At 63.7% G+C, this 19,102-nt stretch carries 17 protein-coding genes and 1 pseudogene; 15 read left to right on the forward strand and 3 right to left on the reverse strand.

What is annotated here, in order from left to right; genetic code table 11:
- The first annotated feature begins 613 nt into the window (after positions 1-613).
- The 15 genes from Q1W26_RS06515 (at position 614) to Q1W26_RS06585 (ending at position 15,857) form a co-directional block, all read left to right on the forward strand.
- Positions 614-2,236, forward strand: a complete 1,623-nt coding sequence (locus Q1W26_RS06515; protein WP_300437443.1) for a DUF1302 domain-containing protein — start codon at positions 614-616, stop codon at positions 2,234-2,236.
- 21 nt (positions 2,237-2,257) lie between these two features.
- Positions 2,258-3,634 (forward strand): DUF1329 domain-containing protein, encoded by a 1,377-nt coding sequence (locus Q1W26_RS06520; RefSeq protein ID WP_300437446.1) that lies wholly within the window; start codon positions 2,258-2,260, stop codon positions 3,632-3,634.
- A gap of 92 nt (positions 3,635-3,726) precedes the next feature.
- Positions 3,727-4,785: a YCF48-related protein gene (locus tag Q1W26_RS06525; protein ID WP_300437449.1), complete on the forward strand. Its 1,059-nt coding sequence runs from the start codon at positions 3,727-3,729 to the stop codon at positions 4,783-4,785.
- A 43-nt stretch (positions 4,786-4,828) separates the two neighbouring features.
- Positions 4,829-7,291, forward strand: a complete 2,463-nt coding sequence (locus Q1W26_RS06530) for an MMPL family transporter (RefSeq protein ID WP_300437452.1) — start codon at positions 4,829-4,831, stop codon at positions 7,289-7,291.
- Between the two features lie 347 nt (positions 7,292-7,638).
- On the forward strand, positions 7,639-8,367 hold the full coding sequence (locus Q1W26_RS06535) for an SDR family oxidoreductase (protein WP_300437455.1): 729 nt from the start codon (positions 7,639-7,641) through the stop codon (positions 8,365-8,367).
- Position 8,368: 1 nt separating this feature from the next.
- Entirely contained in the window at positions 8,369-9,169 is an 801-nt protein-coding gene (locus Q1W26_RS06540) for an SDR family oxidoreductase (protein WP_300437458.1), read from the forward strand.
- A gap of 11 nt (positions 9,170-9,180) precedes the next feature.
- The gene (locus tag Q1W26_RS06545) at positions 9,181-9,723 is read left to right on the forward strand and encodes a VOC family protein (RefSeq protein ID WP_300437460.1); all 543 of its coding nucleotides are present in this window, start codon (positions 9,181-9,183) and stop codon (positions 9,721-9,723) included.
- A 9-nt stretch (positions 9,724-9,732) separates the two neighbouring features.
- Entirely contained in the window at positions 9,733-10,527 is a 795-nt protein-coding gene (locus Q1W26_RS06550; RefSeq protein ID WP_300437463.1) for a ThuA domain-containing protein, read from the forward strand.
- 59 nt (positions 10,528-10,586) lie between these two features.
- Positions 10,587-11,345, forward strand: coding sequence for an SDR family oxidoreductase (locus Q1W26_RS06555; protein ID WP_300437465.1), 759 nt, complete (start codon positions 10,587-10,589; stop codon positions 11,343-11,345).
- Between the two features lie 16 nt (positions 11,346-11,361).
- Positions 11,362-11,982, forward strand: a complete 621-nt coding sequence (locus tag Q1W26_RS06560; protein ID WP_300437467.1) for a glutathione S-transferase family protein — start codon at positions 11,362-11,364, stop codon at positions 11,980-11,982.
- Between the two features lie 37 nt (positions 11,983-12,019).
- Positions 12,020-12,466, forward strand: a complete 447-nt coding sequence (locus tag Q1W26_RS06565) for an SRPBCC family protein (protein ID WP_300437470.1) — start codon at positions 12,020-12,022, stop codon at positions 12,464-12,466.
- Between the two features lie 63 nt (positions 12,467-12,529).
- Entirely contained in the window at positions 12,530-13,579 is a 1,050-nt protein-coding gene (locus Q1W26_RS06570; RefSeq protein ID WP_300437473.1) for an NAD(P)-dependent alcohol dehydrogenase, read from the forward strand.
- A 91-nt stretch (positions 13,580-13,670) separates the two neighbouring features.
- Positions 13,671-14,513, forward strand: coding sequence for a cache domain-containing protein (locus Q1W26_RS06575; RefSeq protein ID WP_300437476.1), 843 nt, complete (start codon positions 13,671-13,673; stop codon positions 14,511-14,513).
- A gap of 13 nt (positions 14,514-14,526) precedes the next feature.
- Positions 14,527-14,991, forward strand: coding sequence for a nuclear transport factor 2 family protein (locus tag Q1W26_RS06580; RefSeq protein ID WP_300437478.1), 465 nt, complete (start codon positions 14,527-14,529; stop codon positions 14,989-14,991).
- Complete coding sequence (locus tag Q1W26_RS06585; protein WP_300437480.1) at positions 14,988-15,857, forward strand: sugar phosphate isomerase/epimerase; 870 nt, start codon at positions 14,988-14,990, stop codon at positions 15,855-15,857. The genes Q1W26_RS06580 and Q1W26_RS06585 overlap by 4 nt, the downstream gene beginning before the upstream one ends.
- A 43-nt stretch (positions 15,858-15,900) precedes the next feature.
- On the opposite strand, the gene Q1W26_RS06590 is transcribed toward Q1W26_RS06585, so the two are convergent.
- From Q1W26_RS06590 to Q1W26_RS06600, 3 genes and pseudogenes are all read right to left on the reverse strand, one after another.
- A complete protein-coding gene (locus tag Q1W26_RS06590; protein WP_300437482.1) occupies positions 15,901-18,672 on the reverse strand; it encodes a DEAD/DEAH box helicase family protein in 2,772 nt (923 codons plus the stop codon).
- Complete coding sequence (locus Q1W26_RS06595) at positions 18,669-18,878, reverse strand: hypothetical protein (RefSeq protein ID WP_300437484.1); 210 nt, start codon at positions 18,876-18,878, stop codon at positions 18,669-18,671. Before Q1W26_RS06595 ends, Q1W26_RS06590 begins: the two co-directional genes overlap by 4 nt.
- Positions 18,875-19,102 (reverse strand): annotated as a pseudogene (locus tag Q1W26_RS06600) (hypothetical protein); the annotation flags it as partial. The pseudogene Q1W26_RS06600 and the gene Q1W26_RS06595, both read right to left, overlap by 4 nt.

Here is a 19,102-nt window from a genome sequence, read left to right on the forward strand (position 1 = left end):
ACCGCCGAGCAGCGCAGCAACGGGCGGGGAAGTCCGGCGCAGCTGTCTGAGCCCGCAGGGCGAGTTCTGCGCCGGCCGCCCGTTGTGAGCAGCGCAGGGGAGTCATTCGCCCAAGCGAATGACCGGTGAAGCCGGGTCGCCTTCTTTGCCTTCTTTCTTGGCGAAGCAAGAAAGTAGGGCGCCCGCCGGGGGCGAGTCCCCGGCCGATGTGACGCGATACACCGGAAAGCCGTCCCGCAAGGGCTCACCGGAAATAAACCACCAACGTTCGCGCAAATTGTGGAAAGCGCTTCCCCCGACAGGCTTTCAGCTTTCTGAAGCGCCCACGCCACGGTCGTTTTCAGGCTCGCCCACCACCACACAAGCTCCCTCAGCGGCCGCCGCAGGGCAGGAGGCCGGGCGGGCGAGAAAACGAGTTTTGTCACAGGCTTTGTGCCCCGGTTTCGCATTTCGCGAATTTTTCGATCCTGATGCTTGGCAGCCCAAATTTTTGGGAGTAGTCTTGCAAAAAAAACGAGCTAGATGGTTTTTTAAGTAGCTTGAAAAAGAGAAGGTCACCGGAAAACAAGTGCATCTGGCGGCCTCGATCGAATTACACCGGAGGAGGTATAACGTGGGACAACAATCCGTAAAGACAATCCAGGCACGCCGCTCTGCGCTGGCCGTTGCCGCTGCGCTTGCAGCCCTGGCCGCCAGTAACGCCCAGGCTTTCAAGATAGAAACCGGCGACCCGGACGTTGAGATCCGCTGGGACAACACGGTCAAGTACAACCTGGGCATGCGCATGCAGGCGCGCGACCCGGCGCTGCACAACAGCGCCACGTTCAGCTCCGGCGATCACAAGTTCAAGAACGGCGACATCGTCACCAACCGTGTCGACGTGCTCTCCGAGCTGGACGTGGTGATCAAGCAGCGCTTCGGCGCCCGGGTGTCCGGCATGGCCTGGTACGACGCGGCCTACAACGACAAGGAAGAGACCAATCCGAACAACGTGGCCGGGGGGCACAACTTCTACCCGGGCGGGCGTTACTCGGATACGGTCAAGCGCTACTACACCAAGTCCGGCGAGCTGCTCGACGCCTTCATCTTTGGCCGTATCGATGTGGGCGATGTGCCGATCAACGTGAAGTTCGGTCGCCACACCAACTACTGGGGCGAATCCCTGTTCTCGCCGATCCACGGCGTGTCCTACTCCCAGGGGCCGGTGGATTTCCGCAAGGCCCTGGCCACGCCCGGCATCGAGGCCAAGGAGCTGTTTCTTCCGCTGAACCAGCTTTCGGCCCAGGCCCAGATCAACGACACCGTGTCGGTGGCGGCCCAGTATTTCCTCGAGTGGGCGCCTTACCGCCTGCCTGAAGGCGGCACCTACCTGGCCGGTTTCGACTTTCCCTTCGCAGGTGGCACCGACGTGTTCGGTACGCCTTACCTGGGTGACCGTCACAGCAACAAGCCGGGCAATCGTGGCAGCTGGGGCATCAATACCAAGCTGACGCCGGAATGGGCCCAGGCCACCATCGGCCTGTACTACCGCAATTTCGACGACAAGGTTCCGACCATTCTTGCGGGCTCGGGCGGTCTCTACAACGCCTACGCCGAGGATGTGCGCCTGTGGGGCGTGAGCGTCTCCAAGCAGCTCGCCGGCATTGCCTTCGGCGCGGAAATGGTGCGGCGTGACAATGGCGCCCTGGCCACCAAGTCAGGCGCCACCCAGATCGCCCGCGGCTCAACGTGGCACGGCTTGCTCAACGCCCTGGCCTATGTCGGCAAGACCCCGGTGTTCGATTCGGCAACCCTGCTGGCCGAATTCTCGTACAGCCGCCTGGCCAGTGCGGACAAGGGCACCAAGGAGTTCTTCAACCACGAAAAACTGAACGGCAGCTGCCTTGGCAACCAGATGGACGGCTGTGCCACCAATTCGGCCTACGGCATCTCGGCCACCTTTACCCCGACCTGGTTCCAGGCCCTGCCCAGCGTCGATATCACCATGCCGATCCACTACGACATCGGCCTGAAGGGCAACTCGCCGGTGCCTTTCGGCGGCAACGAAAACAGCGGTTCGTGGAGCATCGGCGTCGGCGCCGACTACCAGGCCAGGTACAAGTTTGATCTGGCCTACACCAACTACTTCGGCAATTACGTTCGCGACCCGATCACCAATGTAGTTACCGCGGCCAACGGCAACGGCTACAACAACGACCGCGGCTGGCTGTCCTTCACGTTCAAGACCACATTCTAAAAATCTGGCAGGAGACAAAGCATGAAAAACAACGTTCGCACCCTGGTCGCCATGGCGGTTGCCTCGACCCTCTCGCTTCCCGTCCTCGCGGCGGTAACGGCCGAAGAAGCCAAGCAGCTCGGCTCGACCCTGCTGCCCTGGGGCGCCGAAAAGGCCGGCAACAAGGAAGGCACCATCCCGGCCTACACCGGCCCGATCAAGCCGCCGGCCAGCTTCGACGCCAAGAACCCCAAGTATCGCCCCGACCCCTTCGCCGATGAAAAGCCGCTGTTCTCCATCGACGCCAAGAACATGGACAAATACCCGGGCAAGCTCGCCGAAGGCACCCGGGCCATGATGAAGAAATACCCGGGCTACCGCATCGATGTGTACCCGACCCACCGCACGGTGAACTACCCCAAGTTGTACACGGATAACTCCATCAAGAACGCCACCGTGTGCAAGACCATCAACGATGGCCTGCAACTGGAAGGCTGTTACGCCGGCATTCCCTTCCCGGTGCCCAAGAACGGCAACGAAGTGATGTGGAACCGCCTGTTCAAGTACGACGGTTACGCGCTGATGTCCGAAGGCATGACCGGCACCGTGGTGGATACCCAAGGCAACAACACCACCACCGGCATCGCCACGATGTACATCCAGTACCCGATCTTCGACCCGAAGCGCACCACCCCGATCAGCGCCGACGAGCCCTACGAGAAGATCCGCGTGGATTACCACGACCCCGCCCGCAAGGCCGGCGAGAAGCTGGTGGTGCATGACTCGGTGGACATGGTCAACGTGGGCCGCCGCGCCTGGTCCTACCTGCCGGGTCAGCGCCGCGTGAAGTTGTCGCCGGACATCGCCTACGACACCCCGAGCCCCACCGGTGGTGGCGCCGGCACGGTGGACGAGGCGGCCGTCTTCTACGGTGCGCTCGATCGCTACAACTTCAAGATGGTCGGCAAGAAGGAGATGTACATCCCGTACAACACCTACAAGGCCCGCGACCCGAAGCAGTGCGCCAATGCGGTGGCGTTCAAGACCAAGAACTTCATGAACCCGGACTGCGTCCGTTGGGAACTGCACCGCGTCTGGGTGGTGGAAGCAAGCCTCAAAGACGGCAAGCGCCACGTTTATCCCAAGCGCACCCTGTACTGGGATGAAGACATGCCCGGAATCGGCATCGCCGAAGGTTACGACTCGGCCGGCCAGATCTACCGCGTGACCCACTCGCTGCCGATCTCCCTGTATGAGACCCACGGCCACAGCACCGATGAATGGGTGACCTCGGATCTGGCAACCGGCAACTACGCGCGTCAGCAGAACGTGACCGACACCGGCGGCTGGATCATGACCGAGCCGAAGCCGAACAACTTCTTCAGCTCCGAAGCCCTTGCAGGGGGCGGCATCCGCTAAGCGGAGCCCTGTGCGGACGACCCGGGCCCGGCCCGGTGCTCGTCCGCCCGATGCCGGTCTGGGCCGGCAATGTGTACCCGGAGGAGAACAGCATGCCTATAAAAAGAATGGCAGGGATCGTTACGGCCCTGTTGCTGTCGAGCAGCATCCCGGCGGGGCAGGCCCTCGCCTTCGAAAACCCCATCAGCAGCCCGGCAGTGCAAACCCGTCTGGGTGCCAGCAGCGCCTTGCTCGGCACCGCCATGGCGGGATCGCGCATCGTCGCGGTGGGCCTGCGCGGGCTGATCATTTATTCGGACGATGCCGGCGCGAGCTGGAAACAGGCGTCCGTGCCAACCCAGTCGGACCTGGTCGCGGTGAGCTTTCCGTCGGCCAAGAAGGGCTGGGCGGTCGGTCACGGCGGCGTGGTGCTGCATTCGGCCGACGCGGGCGCCACCTGGGTTCGCCAGCTGGACGGCGTGAAGGCTGCAGAGCTGGCGGTGAACCACTACCAGGCATCCAGCACCCCCGATGCCGCAGCGCTGGTCGAGCGCGAGAAGAGCCTTCAGGCCGCCGGCGGCACCCAGCCTTTTCTGGATGTGTACTTCGAAAACGAGAGCACCGGTTTTGTCGTCGGCACCTTCAACCGCATCTTCCGCACCGCCGACGGCGGCAAGAGCTGGACGCCCTGGATGGAGCGCACCGACAACCCGGGCGAGCTTCATTTCTACAGCATCCGCGGTCGCAACGGCAGCCTCTATCTGACCGGCGAGCAGGGCTCCGTGTGGCGCCTCGACACGGCCACCCAGCGCATCGTGTCGGTGCCCACGCCCTACAAGGGCACCCTGTTCGGCCTGGTTGTCACCGACAGCGACGCGGTGCTGGCCTTCGGCATGCGCGGCAGCCTGTATCGCAGCATCGACCAGGGCCGCAACTGGGAGAAAGCCTCTCTCGGCACCCCGGCCGGCATCACCGGCGGTGTGGCGATGGCCGGCGGCGGTGTGCTGCTGACCACCCAGGCCGGCACCGTGACCCTCAGCCGCGACGGAGGCAAGACCTTCCAGCCGATCAAGACGGCCCGCCCGATGGCCTATTTCGGCCTTGCGCCGATGGACGACAAGCGCGTCGTCCTGGTGGGCGCCGAGGGCATCCGTCTCGAGTCCATCCAGTGAGCGCGCACCGCCTGCCGCCCCTGCCAACCAGAGTGTGAGAGCCATGGACCTTAGCCAGAACCAGCAGCAGATGGCCGTGATCGCGGATCCGAAGGATTTCGACCAGCGATCCGGCAGCCTGCTCGAACGTCTCATCTTCAACAACCGGCTCCTGCTCGTGCTCGGTTGCCTCGTCGTCACCATTTTCTTCGGCTTCCAGCTGCGCGGAATGACGGTGAACGCCAGCTTCGACAAGATGCTGCCCCACAGCCATCCCTACATCACCAACTACCTGGAAAACCGCCAGCAGCTGCGCGGCCTCGGGGATTCGGTGCGGGTGGTGGTCGAAAACCCCAATGGCGACATCTTCGACGCCAAGTACCTCGACACCCTGGCCAAGATCAACGACGAGATCTTCATCCTGAAGGGTGTCGACCGGGCCTGGATGAAGTCGATCTTCACCCCGGTGGTGCGCTGGGTCGAAGTGACGGAGGAGGGCTTTACCGGCGGGCCGGTGCTGCCCAACGACTACGACGGCTCGGCCAAGTCCATCGAGGATCTGCGCATCAACATCGGCCGCGCCGGTGTGGTGGGCAGCCTGGTGGGCAACAACTACAAGTCGAGCATGATCCAGATCCCGCTCCTGGCGCGGGACGGCGACGGCAACACGGTGAACTATCACGACCTCTCCAAGTCGCTGGAAGACATCCGCGCCAAGTACGCCAGCGGGCCGGACGCCAAGGTCAACATCTACGTCATCGGCTTTGCCAAGCTGGCGGGGGATCTGATCGAAGGCCTGCAGAAGGTGATGGTCTTCTTCCTGATCGCTGCGGCGATCGCCACCTTCATCATCTATCTCTTCACCCGCTGCGTGCGCAGCACGGCCCTTGTGCTGTTCTGTTCGCTGGTGGCGGTGATCTGGCAGCTCGGCCTGGTGGTCACCTTCGGCTACGGGATGGACCCGTTCTCGATCCTGGTGCCCTTCCTGGTCTTCGCCATCGGCATCAGCCACGGCGCCCAGAAGATGAACGGCATCATGCAGGACGTGGGGCGTGGCACCCACAAGCTGGTGGCGGCGCGCTACACCTTCCGGCGCCTGTTCCTGGCCGGCCTGACGGCGCTCCTGGCCGACGCGGTGGGCTTTGCCGTGCTGACGGTCATCGACATTCCGGTGATCCGCGAACTGGCCCTGACGGCCAGCCTCGGCGTGGCGGTGCTGATCACCACCAACCTGATCCTGCTGCCGGTGCTGCTGTCCTACGTGGGGGTCAGCCCCGCGGCCGCCGCGCGCAGCCTCCAGGAGGAACGCGAAGAAATCAAGGGACGCGGCATCGGCGGCAAGCTGTGGGCCTGCCTGGATCACTTCACCGAGCGCCGCTGGGCCACCATCGCGATTGTCGTCAGCACGGTGCTGGGGATTGGCGGTTTCGTGGTCTCCCACGACCTGAAGATCGGCGATCTGGATGCGGGTGCCCCCGAGCTGCGGCCGGATTCCCGTTACAACCAGGACAACGGCTTCATCACCGCCAACTACGGCATCTCCAGCGACGTTTTTGCGGTGATGGTCAAGACGCCGCCCGACAGCTGCCGCTCCTTCGAGACGCTCACCGAAACCGACCGCCTGAGCTGGCATCTGGCCCAGGTGCCGGGGGTGCAGCGCACCACCTCGCTGGCCGACACGGTTCGCAATTACACCGCCGGCGGCTTTGAAGGCAACCCGAAGTGGATCACCGTGAGTGACAACCAGAGCCTGATCGACGCCCAGATCGGCAATGCGATGAGCTGGAACTCCGAGTTCCTGAACACCCAGTGTTCGCTGATTCCGGTGCTGGCCTTCCTGTCCGACCACAAGGCCGAGACCCTCGACCGGGTCGTCGCCGCGGCCAGCGAGTTTGCCGAGAAGCACAACACGCCGGATCGCCAGTTCCTGCTGGCCGCGGGCAGCGCCGGTGTCGATGCCGCCACCAACATCGTGGTGCGCGACGCAAACCGGACCATGCTGCTCTACGTGTATGCCTCGGTGATCCTGCTGTGTGCCATCACCTTCCGCAGCTGGCGCGCGGTTGTCGTGGCGGTGCTGCCGCTGGTGCTCACCTCGGTGCTGGCCGAAGCCCTGATGGTGTGGCTCGGCATCGGCGTGAAGGTGGCCACCCTGCCGGTGGTGGCGCTCGGCGTGGGCATCGGCGTGGATTACGCCCTCTACCTGCTCAGCGTGCAGCTGGCCCAGCAGCGCATGGGGTATTCGCTCGGCGAGGCTTACCAGCGCTCGGTGGCCTTTACCGGCAAGGTCGTGGCCCTGGTGGGCGTGACCCTGGCGGCCGGCGTGATCACCTGGGCCTGGTCGCCGATCAAGTTCCAGGCCGACATGGGCATCCTGCTGACCTTCATGTTCCTGTGGAACATGCTCGGTGCGCTGATCCTGATTCCGGCCTTGTCCCACTTCCTGCTCAAGGGCGAAACGGCCACGAACCACGTGCTGACGCCGGTGGAAAAGGCGCTGATGCCCGAGGAGGCCCTGCAGGACTGAAAGCTTGGGTGCGTGGTGGTCGGACACCGTTAGCTGTGAAAGCTTTGCGTTGTTGTGCCGGTGCAGGGCTTATGTAGGGGCGACTTCAGTCGCCCGCGGAGGCAAAGCCCGGGATCTACCCTGATTTTGCCGGCGGAGGGCGACTGAAGTCGCCCCTACAGGGCCCTGCAGCGTCGGGGTGATGCAGGGCCACAGACAACGCTGACAGAGCCCTTCGAAAAGGCGGGCTCATGATTTTTCCGATCGCCGTTTTTTTACTAAAAAAAAGAAGTAAGATTGTTTTTAATTAAAACAGCTGGACGTGGTGGCGGGGCATCCCCCACACGCGACCGGAGGAGATGAAAAACATGAAACGTGTCAGTGAAAAGGTAGCCCTCGTCACGGGCGCAGCGTCCGGACTGGGCCGGGCCGATGCCCTGGCCCTCGCTCGCGAGGGTGCCCGGGTAGTGGTCAGCGATCTCAATGAAGAGGCCGGGCAGGCCCTGGCGAAGGACATCGACGGCGTTTTCGTGCGCCAGGACGTGCGCAGTCAGGAAGACTGGGCCAAGGCGGTCGGGCTGGCGCTGAGCCGCTTCGGCAGGCTGGATGTGCTGGTCAATAACGCCGGCATCGTGGTGCCTGCCGACATCGAAACGGCAACCCTGGAGCAATACCGGCTGCTCAACGCGGTGCATGCCGAAGGCACCTTCCTGGGCTGCCAGGCCGCCATCAAGGCCATGAAGGGCAACCCCGGCGCCACCGGTTCGATCATCAACATCTCGTCGCTGTCGGCGGTGCGCGGCTTTCCCGGCGTCATCACCTACGCCGCCGCGAAGGGCGCAATTTTGTCCATGACGACCACCATCGCCGCCCACTGCCGCGAAAAGGGCTATGCGATCCGCTGCAACGCGATCCTGCCCGGAATGATCAACACGCCGCTGCTGGCCGCCGTGGGCGCAGACACCCTGCCTGGCCTCGGGCAGCCCGAGGACGTGGCGAATACCGTTCTTTTCCTGGCATCGGACGAATCCCGCCACATGAGTGGCGCCCACATCGTTCTCGACAACGCGGCATCCATCATTGGCGGAGGAGCCTGACATGGCAAACAGCAAGAAACTGGAAGGCAAGGTCGCGATCGTTCTCGGCGCAGCCGGCCGGGACAACATGGGCCAGACGATCGCCCGCCGCTTCGCAGACGAAGGCGCGAAGGTCGTGGTGGCCGGTCGCAAGCTGGATGAGCTCGAGCGCTTCGCCAAGACCATCGGCGGTGCCGCCCGGCCCTGCGACATCACGCAGAAAGAAGACGTGGAGGCGCTGTTCGCCTTTGCCAAGGATTGGGGCGGCCATGTGGATGTTGCCGTCAATGCCACGGGCTGGGGGCTCTTGAAGGGCTTCACCGAAACCACGATGGACGAGCTCGACAAGATCACCGAGCTGCAATTCAAGGGCCCGTTCTACTTCTGCCAGGCCGCGGTGGACACCTTGTCGCGCGGCGGCTCGATCATCCAGATCAGCTCGGCCACCGCCACCATCATGCTCAACGACCACGCGGCCTACATGGGCACCAAGGCCGGCACCGACCACGTGATCCGCTGCGTGGCGCATGAGTTTGGCGAGCGCGGCATCCGTGCCAACTCGATTTCGCCGGGCCTGACCGAAACCCCGATGACGGCCGATGCCAAGGAGGTGCCGGGCTTGTTCGACAGCTTCCTGTCGGGCTACCCGCTGGGGCGCATCGGCACCAAGGACGACATCGCCGCCGCCGCCGTGTGGCTGGCCAGCGACGAGTGCTTCATGACCGGCCAGAACCTGCAGGTCAATGGCGGCCTCACCCTGCGCCGCAACCCGACCCGCGAGGAAATCCACGCGGCGATCGCAACGGCCACCGGCCAGGCCTGAGGCAGCGCGCCATGAGCACATCCCAAGCCCTGATTTCACGCCTCGGCACCGTCATGCAGATGGCCTACGTGCCGGAAGACATGGACGGCGCCCTGCGCTACTGGACCGAGACCATGGGTGTCGGCCCCTTTTTCAAGATCGCCAACATTCAGGTGGATGCCGCCCGCTACAAGGGCGAGCCGGCCAGCATCGATTTCTCGGTGTACATCGCCTACTGGGGCGACATGCAGATCGAACTGATCGAGCAGTACAACGACGCCCCCTCAATCTACAAAAGCTGGCGCAGCGAGGGCCGGGAAGGCCTGCACCACATCTGCATCGTGGTCGAGGACATGGCCCGCGCCCGTGCCGTGTGCGCCGAAGCCGGCGCCACGGTGATGCAGGAAATCTGGCTGCCCGGCGGCGGCGAAGCCATTTACGTGGATGCGGGCGGCGGCCCGGGCAGCCTGATCGAGATGATCTGCTTTCCGCCGGAAAGCTACGCCTTCTTCGACGTGATGCGCGACGCCGCCCGCAACTGGGACGGTAGCGAACCCATCCGGGCCGTGGGCTGAGGAGGCGTCATGAGCGAAGCACACAACACAAGCACCCAGCCCGGCCGCATCGACTGCGTGCTGGTGGCGTCGGGCAAATTTCACGACATCGACTTTGCCCGGCTGGAGTTGCTCAAGCTGCTGGGCGAGGACGAACGCATCCGGGTGCGGGTGTTCGAGGATTACTCCAACCTTGAGGCCATCCGCAACGCGGCCTTTCTGGTCACCTACACCTGCGACGTGGTGCCCAGCCTGGACGAACAGGAAGCCCTGCGCGCCTGGGTGGCCGGGGGAGGGCGCTGGTACGCGCTGCACGGCACGGCCTCGATCCTGCGGTTTCTGGATAACGGACTCGTGGATTCGCCGGCCCTGGCGCCGCACTTCATGGAAACCCTGGGCAGCCAGTTCATCGCCCACCCGCCCATCGGCCCCTACCGGGTCGAGGTGGCGAGCCCGAAGCACCCGCTGGTGCAAGGCATCGAGCCCTTCGAGGTGGTGGATGAGCTTTACCTGTCGGACATCCACGCCCAGATCGAAATTTTGCTCGACACGGAATTCGAAGGCGAGGGCACCGGCTTTGCCCGTAGCACCTGGCAGCGTGCCCGCCATCCGGTGCTCTACCTGCGCCCCATCGGCCAGGGCGCCGTGCTCTACCTGACCCTCGGCCACTGCCGCGGCCACTACGACATGCAGCCCTTTGTGGACTACTGGCCCGAAAAGCAGAAGTGCGCCTGGGAGCTGCCGGTGTTCTACGAACTGCTCCGGCGCGGCATCAGCTGGGGCAAGGCACGCGGCACGGACACCCCGGCCGCCGGCGATCTGTAGGGGCGACTCCCGTCGCCCGCCCCCCTCACACACCACCCACACACAAGGAAGAGACAAAAATGGAACTCGGACTGCGCGGTAAAAAAGTCATCATCAACGGCGGCAGCCGCGGCATCGGCAAGGCTGCCCTCGAAATCTACGCGGCGGAAGGCTGTGACATCGCCTTCTTCTCCCGCGACAAGGCCCGCGTCGAGGCCACCGTTGCCGAACTGCAAAAGCATGGCGTCAAGGTGTTTGGCGACGCCTTTGACATGAACGACGCCGCCGCCTACCAGGCCTGGCTGGTGTCCGCCGCCGAGCGCCTGGGCGGCTGCGACATCTTCATCCACAACGCCAGCTCGTCCGGCGCCCAGGGCACCATGGACTGGGATCTCACCTTCCGCCTCGACATGATGGGCGCCGTCAATGGCTGCCAGACCCTCGAGCCCTTCCTCGAAAAATCCGACGCGCCGTCGGTGATCCTGATGTCGAGCACCGCAGCCGTTGAAACCTTCATCTACCCGCAGGCCTTCAACGCCATCAAGGCCGCCATCATCACCTACGGCAAGCAGCTCTCCCAGCTGTGGGCGGCCAAGGGGATCCGCGTCAACATGGTGTGCCCCGGCCCCATCGCCTACCCCGGCGGCAACTGGTCGATGATCAAGGAAGGCATGCCCGAGCTGTACGACAAGACCCTCGCCGACATGCCCCTCGGCCGCTTTGGCGCCCCCGAGGACGTGGCCCGCTCGATGGTTTTCCTGTCCAGCCCGGCCGCCTCGTACATCACCGGCACCAACCTGGTGATCGACGGCGGCTACACCAAGCGCGTCCAGTTTTAAGGGAGCAGCGCCGGCCATGAAGCTCTACAACTCCATCGGGCCCAACCCGCGCCTGGTAAAAATGTTTGCCGCCGAAAAGGGCATCCAGCTCGACCTCGTGGAGGTGGACATCGTCGCCGGCGAAAACCGTCAGCCCGCCTGGCAGGCCATCAACCCGACCAGCACCACGCCGGTGCTGGAACTGGACAGCGGCCTGTGTATCGCCGAGACGACCGCCATCTGCGAATACCTGGAAGACCGGTTTCCCGCTCCGGCGCTCATCGGCACCACGCCCGAAGCCCGCGCGGTGACCCGCATGTGGTGGCGGCGCGCCGACCTGATCGTGGTGCAGCCGATGACGGCCGGCTTTCGCGGCGCCGAAGGCCTGCCGCTGTTTCAGGGCCGGGTGCGCTGCCTGCCCCAGGCTGCCGACGATTTGAAACAGGCCGCCCAGGAAGGGCTCGCCTGGTTTGAGGCGCAACTGGGCGACAAGCCTTATATTGCCGGCGACGCCCTGACAGTGGCCGATCTCCAGCTGTTCTGCTTCGTGGAGTTCGGCGACAAGGTGGGGCAGGGGCTCGCCCCCGCCCACCACCGGCTGGCCGCCTGGCGCGAGCGCATTGCCGCCCGCCCGTCCGCCGCACTGCCCTGGCTCTAAGCGCCCTGCCAACCTTCAACGAACACGAGGCCGAACCATGCACCAGATCACCACCCATCACGATTTCGACGCCCCGGCCGCCCAGCTGTGGGATCTCCTCGCCGACTTTGCCCACATCGAGCGCTGGTGGCCGAAGGACATTCCGGCCGTGCAGATCGAGCGCGTCGAGCTGGAAGGCGAAGGCATCGGCCTGACCCGCCACATCTACAACAAGGGCTTTGCCGCTCCGGTGAGCGAGCGCCTGGATTTCCAGGATCCGGCAAGCCTCACCTACAAGCTGTCCATCGTCGGCCAGCGCCCGGTCGGCATTACCGCCTACCAGGCCACCGGCCGCATCGAGCCCTTGTCCGAAGGCCGCAGCCGCCTCAACTACACCGGCGAATTCACCACCGAATCCGGCAAGCCCGAGGAGGCCGAGGCTTTTCTGCGCATGGCCTACGACCTGATGTTCCAGGGCCTCACCGCGGCCACCGTCGCCAAATAAAACCTCAAGTTCTCCTCGACGCCCCCAGCAAAGGTGAAGCCGTTCGCCTGAAAGGATGCATTCATGACCATGAAAGCCGTGCGCTTCACCGTTCCTGGCGCCCCGCCCGTTGTTGAAACCGTGCCCATTCCCACGCCCGGCCCCGGCCAGGTGCTGGTGCGCATCGGCGGGGCCGGGGTGTGCCATTCCGACCTCCATGTGCTCGACCATGGCGCCCCGGGTTTTCACGGCCCGTTTACCCTCGGCCACGAAAACGCCGGCTGGGTGGCGGCACTCGGGGCCGGCGTAAGCGGCTGGAAAGAGGGCGACCCGGTGGCCGTATACGGATTCTGGGGCTGCGGCCACTGCCACGCCTGCCTGCTGTCGATGGAAAGCTACTGCGAAAACGCCGAGCACCTGCCCAACAACGGCGGCGGCATCGGCACCGACGGCGGCATGGCCGAATACATGCTGGTGCCCTCGCCGCGCCTGCTGGTTCCGCTGGGCAAGCTGGCCCCGCGGGATGCCGCACCGCTCACCGATGCGGCGCTCACCCCGTATCACGCCATCAAGCGCGGCCTGCACCTGCTGACTCCCGACGCCACCGTGGTCGTCATCGGCGTGGGCGGGCTCGGCCACATGGCGGTGCAACTGCTGCGCGTGCTGTGCGGCGCCCGGGTGGTGGCGGTGGATCTGGACGAGCGCAAGCTCGAACACGCCCGGCAGCTGGGCGCCGACCTGACGGTCAATTCACGCAACGCCGCCGAGGCCGCCGAAACCATCAACGCCTTCACCGGCCGGCGCAAGGCGGCCATGGTGCTGGATTTCGTCGGCATTCAGCCCACGCTCGATCTGGCGATTCAACTGGTGGGCCGCAACAGCCAGCTCACGGTGGTCGGGGTGGGCGGCGGCACGATCCCGCTCACGCAATGGACCCTGCCTTTCGGCTGTTCGGTGAGCACGCCCCTGTGGGGCTCGCGCGCCGAGCTGATGGAAGTCATTGCGCTGGCCCAGAGCGGCCGGATTCACGTGGACACGCATTGCTTCAGCTTCGAGCAGGGGCCCCAGGTGCTGCAGGATCTGCGCGACGGCAAGGTCGTCGGCCGGGGTGTGCTGGTGCCCGACGCCGCTTGAAAGCCTGACGAGCCGTTTCACCCGGCCCGGCCTTTCGGGCCGCAGCCCGATTCACGAACGCCTGTCCTGCCCGGATTTGAAAGGAAATACGATGCTCCGAAAATTTGCCTCCGCCCTTGTCCTGCTGTCTGCCCTCAATGCCCCCGGAGCCCTTGCCGCCAGCCCCGAAGCCGAGGCCAAGCAAGCCCAGGGCCTGCTCGCCAAGGCCGTGGCCCACTACAAGGACAAAAAAGACCTCGCCCTCGGCGCCTTCAGTCGCCAGGGTGAATTCATCACCGGCGATTTCTACGTCTATGTGCTCGACACCAAGGGCACCATGCTGGCCAGCGGCGGCTCGTCGTCGCAGCTGATCGACCGCAATGTGGCGGACATGAAGGACGCCGACGGCAAGCCCTTCTTCCGCGAAATGCTGGCCACCGCCGAGGCCAAGGGCAGCGGCTCGGTGGAGTACCGCTGGCTCAACCGCAAGGATGGCAAGGTCGAGCGCAAGGTGGCCTTCTTCGAAAAGGTGGGCGACCGCATCCTGGCGGTGGGCTACTACCTTCCCCACGGCACCGCGGCCCAGGCCAAGTCCCTACTCGAGCGCGCGGCCACGGCCGTCAAGGACGATCCCAAAAAGGCATTTGCCGCCTTCAACGATCTCAACGGCAGTTATATCGAGGACGATCTGTACGTCTTCGCGATCGGCATCGACGACGGCCGCTTCATGGCCCACGGCGCAACGCCGCGCCTGATCGGCACCAGCGCGCTGCCCCTCAAGGACATCAATGGCAAGGAGTTCGTCCGCGACATGCTGGCCATCGTCAAAAACAGGGATCAGGGCGAAATCGATTACGCCTGGCGCAACGCCGTGACCGGCAAGGTCGACAAGAAGCACTCCTACCTGCGCAAGGTCGGCAACGTGGTGGTGGGCGTCGGCTACTACGCCAACTGATGCGGGGCGCCACATGGCTGAGCTGACGCGGGACGACCTGCTTGAAGAGGCACGCATCGAACGGGTGCTGGTGCGTTACGCCAGCGCCCTCGACGAACGCGACTGGGCGGCGCTGGACGAGGTTTTCGTGGCCGAGGCCAGTGCCCTTTACCACGGCATCGGCAGCTATTCCGGCCGGGAGGCCATTGTGGCAACGGTGCGCCAGGCGCTGGCGCCCTGTGGCCGCACCCAGCACCTGCTGGGCAATGTGCGCATCACCCTGTCCGGCGCAGAGGCCAGCGCCAAGTGCTATCTGCAGGCGATCCACGCGGGGCAGGGCGCCTACCAGGGGCAAACGCTCACCGTGTGGGGCGAATACCGCGACCAGCTCGAAAAACGCCCCGAAGGCTGGCGCATCGTGCACCGCGAACTCGACGTGTTCCAGGTGTCCGGCGACATCGGCGGCACCGCGCTGGCGGCAGACACCCCGGCCCCATGAGCGGCCCGGTCGATCTGTTGGCCTGTTACTGGACGCTGGCCGGCAACTATGTTTTTGGCGACGCCGACCATAGCCCGTGGGATTTCCGGCTGCGGGCCGAGGCCGCTGCGGCAGCCGGCTATACCGGCATCGGCATCAAGCAGGCCGACCTGCGCCGGGTGCTCGCGCAGCACGGTATTTCGGGCATGCGCGCGATCCTCAAAGATAACGGTATCCGGCACCTGGAGCTGGAAGCCCTGTTCGACTGGTGTGCCGAGGGCGAGCGGCGCAAGGCGTCCGACGCCGACCGGCAGCTGCTGCTGGCCACCGCAGCAGAGCTGGGTGCCGCGCGCATCAAGGCCGCAGGGGATTTTGGCGCCGCCGAGTGGCCGCTTGAGCAGATGCACGACGCCTTTCAGGTGCTGGCCCGCGAGGCGCAGGAGGCGGGCAGTTGCGTGACGCTGGAACCCATCGCCTTCTCGAATATTCCCGACCTGGATACGGCGCTGACCATCATCGGCGGCAGCGCCGGCCGGGGCGGGGGGCTGATGCTCGACAGCTGGCACGTGACCCGGGGCGGCATGTCGCTGGCGCAGATCGCCGCCTTGCCGCCGGGCAGCATCGGCGGCGCCGAGCTGGACGACGGCACCCTGAAAACGCTCGGCTCGCCCATCGCGGACACCCTCGATCGCCGCCGTCTGTGTGGCGCTGGCGAGTTCGATCTGGCCGGCTTTGTCGTTGCCGTTGCGGCCAGCGGCTACACCGGCCCGTGGGGCGTCGAGATCATCTCCGCCGAGCAACGCGCCCGACCCTTGCAGGCCGCGGCCGAGATGTCGTATCAAAGGGCGGCTGCGCTGTTTGAAGGCCGCCAGGCGAGAACCTCATGACAAGCCGGAAGTCTCGCCACTCTGCTTCTGCCTTTCGACACCATTACTTCACCTCGTAACGCACCCGAAGAGCCGCCAGCGTCATGTTTTGGGCCACCGCATCATGCGGAACCAGCAGATATGCCCACGGCTTGCCACCGACTTTGGCAGCGTAATCAGACGCGTTTTTGCACCAGATGACGGCCTGATCGGCTTTGGCCTTGACCTCGGTTTCGGATTCTTGCGCTTCCGTTACTTCGCGGGCTTTTTTGGTCTCGATCATCAGGGTGATGTCGTCCAGGGCCACCACAAAGTCAGGGATGTACTCGGGCTGATTCACGCCTGCACGATAGTAGATGTTGAACTGGCCAGACACCGGGCGGAACCAGCGGCGCGCTTCGCGTTCCAGCACCGTTGCCAGGATGCGCTCGGTATCGGAGTGGAATTTCTGGAAGGAATACGCGCAGCGCTGGAATCCGCCATAGACGTATTGGCCGATGGTGCGTTTGTCGTCTGGCGTCCAGTGCAAAGGCTTCACCTCGTCCTTGGCCGTGAAGGCACAGGGTTTCAGCGGCATGAAACCCTGGCTGACAATCACCTCGGACCCGGCGGAATCCTCTTGGTAGTGTTTCGCCATCTGCAGGTGAATATTCTCGGCAATGGCCCGCCCGTGGTTGCCCAGGATGTTGCGAATGGCTGATTCGTCCGGCTGGCGGCTAGCGAAGTGCGCCACCGCCTGCCCTGCGAGTTCATAGATCAGATCGGCGTGATCGTCATAGGAAACATCGTCGTAATTGATGAGTTCGCGGACGATGTAGTCCTCGAGTCGCGCCTCTTCAATTACGGCCGCCTCGCCATAGGTCAGTTGGCGACCTGATTGCAAACCTTGAGAAAGCAATTGCTGGTCGGTCGCCTGGTAATTCATCCGCGATACGTCCAGCACGAAACTGCGGTAGCCGCCTCTTACCGGGCCGACAGGCACAACCGTAATGCGCGGGATGTCGATGGTCTGCTCGATGAAGACCTCCACCGACTTCTTGACCACCGCAGCAACGGCTTCGGCGTTTGACGCTTCGGTGTTCAGCAACTCGCCTTGCTGCGGAACCAGTCGCTGCATGACCAGTTGGGTCAGCTTTTCCTGCACGCTGGCGGTGTTCAAGGCCGTGCTGATCGGCACCAGAACGCGGTTTTTCCCCAGCTCGGCAACGGCATCCAGTGCCACCATGGCAATCCTGCGTTGCTCGCCCGTGAAAACGACCGATGGCGTTTGCACACCTTGGCTGTAGCCCGCAGACGCCACATCCAAAGCACCTAGGCTTGCACCCGCACCAGAGCCTTTCACATCCGAAATACCCAGAATGACGGCTGTATTGGATGGCACGGAAAGACTGGTCAGGCGATTGCCGTTGCCATCGATCGGCTCCAGCTTCAACTCTTTCATGCGAATGGGCGAATTGCCCTTGCCTGCTTCTTCAATGACCTCCTGAAACTTGTCATGCGCAATGATGTTCAGGCGGTCAACAACCTCCACCCCGGTTTTGCGTCCATACGGAAGCCGCAGGCCACGCCCGATGGATTGCTCGATCAGGGTGCGCGCATTGGCCGCCCGTAGCGGAACAATGGTGTAGAGGTTGGTTACGTCCCAGCCCTCTTTCAGCATGTTGACGTGAATCACAATCTCGGTGGGTTCGGTATAGCTTTCCACCGTCAGCAGACGCTCGACAATCGCGTCACCCTCGGCACCGCTGGTGGTGCCGCTATCAACCTGAATTACCTTGCCCTTGTACTGGCCGTCAAACAAACCCTCAATCGTTGTCAGCAATCCGCTGGCGTGCGTGGTGTCACGGGCAATCACCAGCATGAAAGGCTTCACCGGCTTCTGGCCTGTTTGCTCGGCATAAGTCAGCAAATGCACCTTGGTTTCTTCATGAACGCGAATACCGTCCATGAGCTTGATGCGCTCCAACTGCTCTGCGCTGTGATCGGCAGGGTTGAAGTTCTGCTGCGTCACCACGGCGGGCTCTTTGACAAAACCATCATCAATGGCAAGTGCCAGCGGATAGTCCATCACCACATTCTTGAAAGGCACCGGCCCTTTTGAACCGCCCTCAACGAACGGGGTTGCCGTCAACTCAAGCCCCAGCAAGGGCTTCAACTCGTTCAGCGCCCGGATGCCGGCACTGGCCCGGTAGCGATGCGACTCGTCCATGATGAGCACAAGGTCGGGCAAGCCCGCCAAATACTCGAAATAACTTTGGCCGAGGTACTCGGAAAGCCGCTTGATCTTCGGTGCCTTGCCGCCGCGCACTTCCGAATTGATCTTCGAGATGTTGAAAATGTTGATCTGCACCGGCGCGTCGATTGCCTGTGACACCAAGTCGCTTCTTTGCTCGTAGGTCTCGCCGGTAATCACCTCCGGCGCTTCAATGGCAAAGTCTGCAATGCCCTTGAAAACGTACTTCGGCCCGGTGGTGTCGCTGAAATCCTTGATCAGCTTGTTGTAGATGGTCAGGTTGGGGGCCAGCACAAAGAAGTGCTTGTAACCATAGGCCGCATGCAGATAGCTGATGAACGCCCCCATCAGGCGCGTCTTGCCAACGCCGGTTGCCAAGGCAAAACACAAAGACGGAAAGTCGCGCTCAAAATCGCTCAGCGTGGGGAACTCGGCCTTCAGCGCCGCCAGCATGGCCGTGAGTTCTTCGGCTGAACGGGCCTTTGAGTCACGCAAGGCAGGCACGGATTCCAGCGCGTTGTGCAATCGCTCCAGGCTGTCAGATTGCGGCTTGCGCAGGCTCAGGCGCCCGGCCAGGGAGCGCACGATTCTTTCGCGGCTCATACCGCTCCCGCCTTGTTTGCGCCGGCACCCGACAACGCCACCAATTCAGCCGCGGTGCGCCGGACAATCTTTTCGTCCTTGCTGACCACGATGGCCGTGCCGGTTTGCACCGCCACCTGACGCGCCAGGGCTGCGGCGCGTTTCATGGCCTCGACTGAAAAAATCAAATCCTGATCTTTCGCCCTGGAAAGTTCTTGTTGGGTCATGCTTGCTCTCCCCACCCCGTCATGATCGGCTCATCACCGGAATTGTCGTAACAGGCCCATGCATCCACCGCGTCGCGGTAATGGGCTGCAAAATTTGCTTTGCCAGCCGCAAAGCGGCGGCGAATGACTTCTTCAGGAATGGTGTGGCTACCTTGCTTCACCCGTTCGGCAGGGCCATCGCATTCGAAACTCATAACGGATGAATCCCGAGCATTTTCATACGG

The organism is Zoogloea sp. (genome assembly GCF_030157465.1).
In the GTDB taxonomy this organism is placed as follows: domain Bacteria; phylum Pseudomonadota; class Gammaproteobacteria; order Burkholderiales; family Rhodocyclaceae; genus Zoogloea.